Origin of the sequence: Paraburkholderia sp. (assembly GCF_028283785.1) — a bacterium.
Lineage (GTDB): Bacteria > Pseudomonadota > Gammaproteobacteria > Burkholderiales > Burkholderiaceae > Paraburkholderia.
Map to the genome: position 1 here is coordinate 327,189 of NZ_JAPWKB010000008.1, position 9,599 is coordinate 336,787.

Sequence of the window (9,599 nt, forward strand, 5' to 3'; positions counted from 1 at the left end):
GATCGGGCCTCGCTAGGGTCGAAGGCGGGGCGCGCCGGTTGCGCGCGGTAAAGCAGCACAACCACGACAACCGGCGCGACAGGATTACTGCTTGTAGATGCGCTTGCGGGTCGTTTCCAGGCGCGCGAGGATGCTGTCCAGTTGCGACGGATCGCTATAGAACTGCTGCATCGCCTTCATGCCTTCGTCGGCCATTTCCTTGGTCATGTCGCGGTCGTAGAACTGCGCGATGCCGCCCTTCGTGTTCGCCAGAATCGTGAAGCCCACTTTCGAAATCGGATCTTCAGGTTCGGCGGACTGGCTGTTCGACGGCAACTGGCCCCAGCCGTGTGCGAGATCGGCATTGATCTCCGGCTTTTCCATGAACGCGAGCAGACGATGCGCGTCGGCCTTGTTCTTGGCCTTCGCCGGAATCAGCAGCACGTTGACCGGACCGTCTTCCGCCATCGCGACGTTCGGATCGATCACCGGGAAGCGGAAAAAGCTGGTGTCCGCCTTCGATGCAGCCGGAATGCTGGCCGAGAAGAACGTGCCCATCAGCATCATCGCGGCCTTGCCGTTGACGAGGAACGGCGCGATCGAATCGAGGTCGTACGACAGCGCGTTATCGATAAAGTATTTGTCGTCGATCAGCGTCTTCCACGCCGTGTAGACCTTCTTCACGCGGGCGTCGGTGTACGGAATCTGACCGGACATCAACTGCTGGTGAAACGCGTTGCCGTTGATCCGCAGGTCGAGATAATCGAACCACGCGGCGAGCGTCCAGCTGTCGCGCGCGGCGACGGCAATCGGCGCGACGCCGCTTGCTTTCAGCTTTTTGCACGCGTCGAGGAATTCATTCCAGGTCTTCGGTTCCGACTTGATGCCGGCCTTGTCGAACAGATCCTTGCGATAGAAAAAGCCATACGCGTCGTAGCCGAGCGGCGCCGCGTACTGCTTGCCCTTGAACGTCGACGCCTCTTTCACCGACGCATATTGTTGCGACCAGCCGTTCTTGCTCCAGTCGGGGGTCAGGTCGTCGAGCAGGCCGCGCTGCGCGTAATACGCCATGCGCTCGCCGTCGTGCCACGACACGACGTCAGGCGGATCGGTGGCGAGCCAGCCGCCCATCTGCACCTTGTACGCTTCCTCGGTGACGTAGGTCACTTTCAGATCGACGTCGGGATTGGCTTTCTTGAACTTGTCGAATGCGTCTTGCCACGTCGAGCGCTGGTTGCCGCGCGCGGACACGTTGACGTTGAGCGTCGCCGCGTCGACTGCGGCGCTCGACATCACGGCCGTCACGACGGCGACTGCCGCCGAGATGCGAGCCAATCGGCGAAACCGGTTTGCGATCATGCTTGTCTCCTTGACTACTTTCTGACTGCTGTTAGCCGCCGGCGTGCTGCCGACGGTCGTAAAGCCGGCTCTATGGCCGGGTTCCCTGCTTCGCTCGATCAGGCGGCGGCGAGCGTCGTTTCGCGGATCGTGCGCGGTACCGCGAGGCCGTCGGCGTCGAATACGTGGCACGCGTCGGCGGGAATGTGGAGTACAACGCGTTCGCCCGCGCGCATCGACGCGTCGCCCGGCGCTTTCGCGACCAGCGTGCCGCTCGTGTGGTCGGCGTGAATATAGCTGTGTTCGCCGAGGCGTTCAGTCAACGCGGTCGCGCATTGAATCGACTGGTCGTCGCCGCTCAGACGAAGATGCTCGGGCCGCACGCCGAGCGTGACCGGCTGGCCGCGTTGCAGACGCTGGCCATCGACATGCGCGACGATGCTTTCGCCGCTTTTCGCGAGCGTCAGCGTCACGCTGCCCAGTTCGATCGACGCGACCGTCGCGTCGATGAAATTCATCCGCGGCGAACCGATAAAGCCGGCCACGAAGCGCGATTTGGGATGGTGATAGAGATCGAGCGGGGCGCCGATCTGCGCGATGCTGCCGAAGCGCTCGGCGTCGGCGCCGGCGTGCAGCAGCACGATCTTGTCGGCGAGCGTCATTGCTTCGACCTGATCGTGCGTCACGTAGACCACGCTGGCGTCGGAGAAACGCTGATGCAGCCGCGCGATTTCGATCCGCGTCTGGCCGCGCAATGCAGCGTCGAGGTTCGATAGCGGTTCGTCGAACAGAAACACGCCGGGCTCGCGGACGATCGCGCGTCCGATCGCGACGCGCTGCCGTTGTCCGCCCGACAACGCTTTCGGATGACGGTCGAGCAGCGTGTCGAGTTGCAGGATACGCGCGGCTTCGTGCACCTTCTTCTGGATTTCGTCCTTCGGCGTTTTGGCAAGCTTCAGACCGAACGCCATGTTGTCGAACACCGTCATGTGCGGGAACAGCGCGTAGCTCTGGAACACCATCGCGACGCCGCGCGCGGCGGACGGCACATCGTTCATCGGACGGCCGTCGATGCGCAATTCGCCTTCGGTCAGATCTTCGAGACCGGCGATGATCCGCAACAACGTGGACTTGCCGCAGCCCGACGGGCCAAGGAAAACGCAAAATTCGTGTCGCCCGATCTCCAGGCTCAACCGGCGAATCACCGGTGCGTGATCGCCATACGCCTTCTGCACATTCGTGAGACTGATCGCAGCCATGCCGCCTCCAGATTTAAGCGCTTAAATTTTTGGTAAGAAAAAAGACAGCCCTTGTACAACGGGCATTTAAGCGCTTAAATTCGGGAATGTTGAAGAAAGGCATGATGAGCGTCTCCGGAGTATTTTCGAGAAAGTTAGCAATTCCGGATCGCCTATGCAAGATATGAATCGCCGTCCCTGAATATGGGAATACAAGATGGTCACACTGGCTGAAGTTGCCAAACATGCAAAAGTCACCGCCGCGACGGTGTCGAACGTGCTGCGCAATCGCGACAAGGTGCGGCCCGAAACCGTCGAACGCGTGCTGAAAGCGATCACCGAACTGGGCTACCGGCCGAACCTCAATGCGCGTGCATTGGCCGAAGGCCGTTCGTCGACGCTGGCGTTGATGTTGTCGAATATTTCGAACCCGTTCTATCCGGAGTTCGTCGCGGCGGCCGAGCGCGCGGCGCGGCGTACCGGGCACTTCCTGATGGTCTGCAATACCGACGACGACGCCGAGATCGGGCGCGCGTATCTGAACCAGATTGCGGGCACGCTCGCCGACGGCGTGTTGGTGATGAACACCGATATCGCGATCAACGAGTTGTGCGCGTCGGCGCTGCATCGTGCGCCGATTCTGCTGGCGATGTGGGAACACCCGGAAGCGCCGCCCGCGTTGCCGTGCGTTGCCGTCGATTTCGCGCATGCGGGCGCGCTGGCCGCGAAGCATCTGCTCGAACTCGGGCACCGGAAAATCGGCATGTTGATCGGCGACGGGTGCGGCGGTTTGCAGGATGCGCGCTCGAACGGTTTTCGCGCGGTGATGCACGACGCGGGCGTCGAAACCGACGCGGCCGCGGTGCTGCAAATCCGCGATTCGATCGATGCCGGTTATGCGGCGTGCATGCAGTTGATGGCGAACGCGCCGCACCTGAGCGCGATCTTCGCGACCAACGATCTACTGGCGATCGGCGCGGCGCAGGCGTTGATGACGATGGGTCGGGTCGTGCCCGACGACGTGTCGGTGATCGGCATCACGGACATTCAGCTGGCGCATCAGGTGCATCCGGCATTGACCACCGTTGCAATCAACACGACCGCGATTGCGGATCTGTCGGTGGCGCGGTTGATCCAGTTGATCCAGCAACCGGCGCAACCGCCGTCGATGGTGATCGCGCCATTGCCGGAACTGGTGGTGCGTGCTTCGACGCGGCAATGGCGGCCCTGACGCCGCGTCGTTGCGGACCGGGTTGCGGGCGGATCTGCTGCCGGATCTGCTGCCGGATCATTTCCCGCCGACGTGGATGATCGCTTCCGCGAATTGCTCGACGTAGACCGGCGACGCGTCGCTCACGGCCCAGTAGATCATCCCGTCGTGCTGCCATTCGACCAGCGCGTAACCTTCGGCCGAGCGCGTGACCGTCGGTGCATTCGGCGCGGCCGGCGGGTTCGACGCACCGCGCGCGGCCGGGAACACATACAGGTCGATCGGATGCTTCAGATAGCGGTAGATCAGCACCGCCACCGCACGATGATCGACATAGTCGAGCCGTCCGCCGACCAGCGGAAAACCTTGCGCGGCCGGATCGACGACGGGCGGCGCGTAATCGATGCGGCCGTTGAACCACGGCTTCACCGTGTGTTGATCGGTGGACACGACATCGATCGCACGATCCGACATCAACGCGCGCACGTGACTCGCGACGATCTCCTGTGCGACGTCGCTACCGTCGCCGCCGCCGCGATGCTGAAGTACCGGCAGCGCGAGCAGAACGAGGCTTGCCAGCAGCGCGCCGAACGCCATGCCGACCACGCCGCCGCCGATCCACGGCAGGCGGAATCCGCCACCGCCACGCGGGCCGCGCAATGCGTCGCGCCAGCCGCCACGCGGTTCGGTCCGCGCCGTGTCGTCGCGTAATCCGGCCCGCACCTGTTCGCGCAAATAAGCGGGCGCGCGCTCGTACAGGGCGCCGTCGTGCAGCGTCTGTTCCAGCGAGGAAGTGCGCCTAGTTTCCATGACGGGATTTCTCCGGGTCGGTGGGCGGCGCCTTGACGAGGCGCACGCCGGTTCCATGCGGGCCGTTGTTTTGCGCTGCGCGCACAGCGGTGGCGAGTAGCGCCCGCGCCCGCGACAGCCGCGACATCACGGTGCCGATCGGAATCCCGACGACGGCCGCGACCTCGCGATAACTCATGTCCTCCAGTTCGCGCAACACCAGCACTTCGCGATACTCGACCGCGAGCGTGCGCAGCGCGTCGCGCACCAGTTCGATTTCGTCGTGACGCACCGCGAGCGTTTCCGGATTGCTCTCCGGCGCATCGCTCCACGCCGCGTCGATATCGCCGTGGACGGCTTCGTCGAACGACGTGTTCTGACCGTGTTGCGCGCGCCGGTTCCACTCGGTGAACCACGTGTTGCGCACGATCGCGAGCAGCCACGCGCGCGGCGTGTCGCCCGAGTAGCCGTCGAAATAGCGCAGCGCGCGCAAATACGCTTCCTGCACCAGATCGTCGGCATCGGCGCGCGTGCCGCTCAACCAGCGCGCGAGGTTATACGCCGAGTCCAGATACGGCAGCATCAATTCCTCGAAACGCGCGGACGCTTGTCGTCCCATCGGCGGTTCTCCTGGGTGCGAATCCCGGGCGCGAATCGTCGCGTCCGGCTGCTGGTTCAGATACCGGCGACGCGGCGTTTTTATTCCCGCTTTCACCCTTTGCGCCCAACAAATATAGGCCGAATAAAGCGGTGTCGGCGCGGGTTTTAAGGGCAAGGGCGGTCGCGTTCCGAACGCGTGCGGCCGGCCCTTCGATCCCTATGGATTCCCCGAACCCGCTGATCCGACCCGGAGCGCATCATGACCGATTTTTCCGAACCCGCCGACACGCCGAAGCTCGTTGATTCATCCACGCCCGACAACGCCGCCGCGTCGTCGCTCGACGACCACGGCGCCCGCCGGCGCACGGTACTCAGCTGCATGGCGTGGGCCGGCGCAGGCGTGGTCTGGACGCTGTCCGGCGGCATTCCCGGCTCGAAGCTGATCAATGGCATCGGCGCTGCGCAGGCCGCTGAAAACGACCGTCACGCGTTCTCGTTCGTGCAGATCAGCGATAGCCATATCGGTTTCAGCAAAGACCCGAATCTCGATCCCGCCAGCACGCTCGAAGCGGCGATTTCGAAAATCCAGGCGATGCCGTCGAAACCCGCGTTCATGATCCACACCGGCGATATCAGTCATCTGTCGAAACCCGACGAATTCGATGCCGCTTCGCAAATCGTCAACACCGCGCGGCTCGACGTGCATTACGTGCCGGGCGAACACGACGTGCTGGTCGAAGGCGGGCAGTCGTATTTCGAGCGCTTCGGCGGACGTGGCAAAAGCAAGTGGTACAGCTTCGATCAGGGCGGCGTGCATTTCGTGGGACTGGTCAACGTGCTCGATCTGCATGGCGGCGGACTCGGCTTTCTCGGCGACGAGCAGCTTGGGTGGTTGCAGCAGGATCTGAAACCGCTGTCGTCGAGTACGCCGCTGGTGGTGTTCGCGCATATCCCGCTGTGGTCGCTGTATCCGCAATGGGGTTGGGGCACCGACGACAGTGCGCGCGCGCTGTCGATGATGAAGCGCTTCGGTTCGGTGACGGTGCTGAACGGACATGTGCATCAGGTCGCGCAGAAAGTGGAAGGCGAGATGCATTTCTACAGCGCGCTTTCGACCGCGTTTCCGCAGCCCGCGCCGGGCGCGGCCGCCGGCCCCGGTCCGATGAAAGTTCCTGCGGATACGTTGCGCTCGATGCTGGGTTTGCGCTCCGTGAGTTACGTGCCGGGACAAGGCGAACTGGCGATCGTCGATACCCGGCTGGCGTCGTGATCGCGTCGGCTCACGCCTATCCGGACCCACAAAACAGGAGCTTCCGATGAACATGTCCCGTCTGTTTCAACACGCGCTGATGCGCACCGTCTGCCCGGCATTGATCGCGTGCGCGACGGTGGCGACGGCACCGATCGCGCAGGCACAATCGGTGCCGAATACGGTGGTGATCGACAATTTCACGTTCAATCCGCCGGTGCTGCACGTCAGCGCCGGCTCGACCGTGACCTGGCAGAATCACGACGACATGCCGCATATGATCGTCAGCAGCGCGACGCCGCGCGCGTTTTCGTCGCCGCCCGTCGATTCCGGCGAGCACTACACGACGACCTTCGCAAAACCCGGCACCTACGCTTATTTCTGCTCGATGCATCCCCGGATGACCGGCACCGTCATCGTCAAATAGTCATTTTTTTCAAAGTGATTTCAACGTGATTTCGGTAGGGTTTCAATCTGGAATGTCGCTTGACGCGTGTTCAATCATGAAGGTAACCTTAACAGGTAGCCTTCATAATTGACCGATCCGCAATGACCGCATCGCAGCATGACGATCTGAACGACACCGCCGATCCCGACGTCGCACGGGCGCTGGTCACGGCGGGCGAATTGCGCGTCGTACTCGGCCAATTGAAGCGCCGTTTGCGCGACGAAGCGCATCTCGGCGACCTGACCTGGACGCAGATGCGCGTGATCCTGCGTCTCGAACGCGACGGCCCGGCCACTGTCACCACGCTTGCGCGCGGCGAAGGCATGCGGCCGCAATCGATGGGCGAAACGGTGTCGGTGCTGAAGACGGCCGGGTTCGTCGCCGGTTCGCCCGACCCGAACGACGGACGGCAAACCGTGCTGTCGCTGACGCCGTCGTGCGTGAAAACCATCAAGGCGGGCCGTGCCGCGCGCGAAGACTGGCTCTTCAGCGCAATCCGCACCAAGCTTGCGCCTGCGGAGCAGAAGAAACTCGCCCAAACTGTCGAGCTGCTGAAACGGCTCGTCGATTCCTGACCGTGACGGTGCCTGAACGCCACCGGCGTCCGGTCATCGTCTCCCCACTCTCAGGCGCGGCGCTCCGTGGCGGCCGCCCGGTTCAAACCGGGCCGGGCGCAACGGCAGGCCGCGCCACTTCAACCGCTCAAGGAGCACACCATGCCCATCACCACACTCGACGCTAAAACCGCATTGATCGTCATCGATCTGCAAAACGGCATCCTCGCGTATCCGACCGCGCATCCGGTGGCCGACGTCGTCAAGCACAGCGCCGCGCTGGCGCAGGCATTCCGCGCGAAAAACCTGCCGGTCGTGCTGGTCAACGTGACGGCCGGCGCGCCGGGTCGCAGCGATCAGTCGACGACCGGCGGCGGCCGTTTCCCGGAAGGCTTTGCGGAGATCACGGCGGACATGAACCAGCAAGCGTCCGATCACGTCGTCACGAAAGAAACCTGGGGCGCGTTCACCCGCACCGACCTCGACGCGTATCTGAAGCAGCACGGTGTCACGCAAGTCGTGGTGACGGGCGTTGCAACCAGCATCGGCGTCGAATCGACGGCGCGCCAGGCGCATGAACTCGGCTACAACGTGACGCTCGCCGTCGATGCAATGACCGATATGAACGCCGACGCACACGCGAACAGCGTCACGCGGATCTTCCCGCGCCTCGGCGAAACCGGCACGACGCAGCAGATCATCGACCAGCTCGGTCAAGCGCGTTCGTGATCGCGCGCGCGGCCCGCGTGGCCGGTATCGTCGTGATTGCGCGGATCGACGCGGAGGCGCGTCGATGAAAGGCACGTTCCGTTCGCTGCGCAACTTCAACTACCGGATCTGGGCGGGCGGCGCGCTGGTGTCGAATGTCGGCACGTGGATGCAGCGCACCGCGCAGGACTGGATCGTTCTCACGTCGCTGACCGATCACAATGCGACCGCCGTGGGTATCGTGATGGCCTTGCAGTTCGGGCCGCAAATGCTGCTGTTGCCGCTGACCGGTTTCGCCGCCGATCACCTCGACCGCCGCAAACTGCTGCTCGCCACCCAATCGACGATGGGCGCGCTCGCGCTCGGTCTCGGCGTGCTGACGTTGGGCGGCTGGGTGCAGTTGTGGCACGTCTATACGTTCGCCGGTCTGCTCGGCTGCGCGGCGGCATTCGATTCCCCCGCGCGACAAACCTTCGTGTCCGAACTGGTCGGCGAGGCGGATCTGTCCAATGCGGTCGCGCTCAATTCGACCTCGTTCAACGCCGCGCGGATGATCGGTCCGGCGGTCGCGGGCGGCCTGATTTCGGCGGTCGGCACGGGTTGGGTATTCGTGATCAACGCGGCGTCGTATGTCGCGGTAATCGTCTCGCTGCGCCTGCTTCGCACGGACGAACTGCATCTGAAACTGCGGGCGCGGCCGGCGCGCGGCAGTCTGCTCGAAGGCTTCCGCTATGTGTGGAAGCGGCCCGATCTGAAAGCGGTCCTGCTGATGCTGTTTCTGATCGGCACCTTCGGCCTCAATTTTCCAATCTATATCTCGACGATGTCGGTCAGCGTGTTTCACGCCGGCGCGGGTCAGTACGGCTTGCTGTCGTCGATCATGGCGATCGGCTCGGTGACGGGCGCGCTGCTCGCGGCGGGGCGCGCCAGACCGCGGATGTCGCTGCTGCTGGCGGGCGCGGCGACGTTCGGGATCGGCTGCGGCGCGGCGGCGCTGATGCCCGGCTATCTGTCGTTCGGCGCGATGCTGGTGATCATCGGGATATCGGCGCAGACCTTCACGACCTCGACCAACAGCATCGTTCAACTGTCGACGGAACCGGCCATGCGCGGCCGCGTGGTGGCGATCCTGCTGGCCATCGCGCTCGGCGGCACGCCGCTCGGCGCACCGGTGGTGGGCTGGATCGCGGACCGGTTCGGGCCGCGCTGGGCGCTGGGTGTCGGCGCGGCGTCGGGCGTGGCGGCGGCACTGGTCGGCATCCACTATCTGCGCACCTACCGCAATCTGCGCGTGTGGATCGAAGATCGTCGCGTGCGGATCAGCGTCGATCGTCCGGACGAAAAAAACGCGGCCGAAGCCGCGTGAAGCGTGGATACCCGCTGTCTACACGGATAAGGTAAAGCCATCCCGACCATACTTCACAATCCGCAGTCCATTAATCGCGGAAAGTGAAATTGATTATTTAATATTGCGCATCTATTCCTA

The 9,599-nt window shown here is 63.6% G+C and carries 10 protein-coding genes; 6 read left to right on the forward strand and 4 right to left on the reverse strand.

Annotated elements, in window-relative coordinates:
• Nucleotides 1-84 precede the first annotated feature (84 nt).
• Together PW947_RS11090 and ugpC are read right to left on the reverse strand one after the other, a co-directional pair.
• Nucleotides 85-1,338, reverse strand: a complete 1,254-nt coding sequence (locus PW947_RS11090; protein ID WP_299631584.1) for an extracellular solute-binding protein — start codon at nucleotides 1,336-1,338, stop codon at nucleotides 85-87.
• Nucleotides 1,339-1,436: 98 nt separating this feature from the next.
• Nucleotides 1,437-2,576 (reverse strand): sn-glycerol-3-phosphate ABC transporter ATP-binding protein UgpC, encoded by a 1,140-nt coding sequence (gene ugpC, locus PW947_RS11095; RefSeq protein WP_299631586.1) that lies wholly within the window; start codon nucleotides 2,574-2,576, stop codon nucleotides 1,437-1,439.
• A gap of 196 nt (nucleotides 2,577-2,772) precedes the next feature.
• Between ugpC and PW947_RS11100 the strand changes: the two genes are divergently transcribed.
• A complete protein-coding gene (locus PW947_RS11100) occupies nucleotides 2,773-3,786 on the forward strand; it encodes a LacI family DNA-binding transcriptional regulator (protein WP_299631588.1) in 1,014 nt (337 codons plus the stop codon).
• 57 nt (nucleotides 3,787-3,843) lie between these two features.
• Here PW947_RS11100 and PW947_RS11105 read toward each other — a convergent pair whose 3' ends face one another.
• Nucleotides 3,844-4,575, reverse strand: a complete 732-nt coding sequence (locus PW947_RS11105; protein WP_299631590.1) for an anti-sigma factor — start codon at nucleotides 4,573-4,575, stop codon at nucleotides 3,844-3,846.
• Nucleotides 4,565-5,173 (reverse strand): RNA polymerase sigma factor, encoded by a 609-nt coding sequence (locus PW947_RS11110; protein WP_299631591.1) that lies wholly within the window; start codon nucleotides 5,171-5,173, stop codon nucleotides 4,565-4,567. Before PW947_RS11110 ends, PW947_RS11105 begins: the two co-directional genes overlap by 11 nt.
• A 360-nt stretch (nucleotides 5,174-5,533) precedes the next feature.
• On the opposite strand from PW947_RS11110, the gene PW947_RS11115 reads away from it, so the two are divergent.
• The 5 genes from PW947_RS11115 (at nucleotide 5,534) to PW947_RS11135 (ending at nucleotide 9,479) form a co-directional block, all read left to right on the forward strand.
• On the forward strand, nucleotides 5,534-6,424 hold the full coding sequence (locus tag PW947_RS11115) for a metallophosphoesterase (protein WP_299631616.1): 891 nt from the start codon (nucleotides 5,534-5,536) through the stop codon (nucleotides 6,422-6,424).
• A 46-nt stretch (nucleotides 6,425-6,470) separates the two neighbouring features.
• Nucleotides 6,471-6,830: a plastocyanin/azurin family copper-binding protein gene (locus tag PW947_RS11120; protein WP_299631593.1), complete on the forward strand. Its 360-nt coding sequence runs from the start codon at nucleotides 6,471-6,473 to the stop codon at nucleotides 6,828-6,830.
• A 122-nt stretch (nucleotides 6,831-6,952) separates the two neighbouring features.
• Nucleotides 6,953-7,426, forward strand: a complete 474-nt coding sequence (locus PW947_RS11125) for a MarR family transcriptional regulator (RefSeq protein ID WP_299631594.1) — start codon at nucleotides 6,953-6,955, stop codon at nucleotides 7,424-7,426.
• A 141-nt stretch (nucleotides 7,427-7,567) separates the two neighbouring features.
• Nucleotides 7,568-8,134 (forward strand): isochorismatase family protein, encoded by a 567-nt coding sequence (locus PW947_RS11130; RefSeq protein ID WP_299631595.1) that lies wholly within the window; start codon nucleotides 7,568-7,570, stop codon nucleotides 8,132-8,134.
• Between the two features lie 64 nt (nucleotides 8,135-8,198).
• Nucleotides 8,199-9,479: an MFS transporter gene (locus PW947_RS11135; RefSeq protein ID WP_299631596.1), complete on the forward strand. Its 1,281-nt coding sequence runs from the start codon at nucleotides 8,199-8,201 to the stop codon at nucleotides 9,477-9,479.
• Nucleotides 9,480-9,599: the final 120 nt, after the last annotated feature.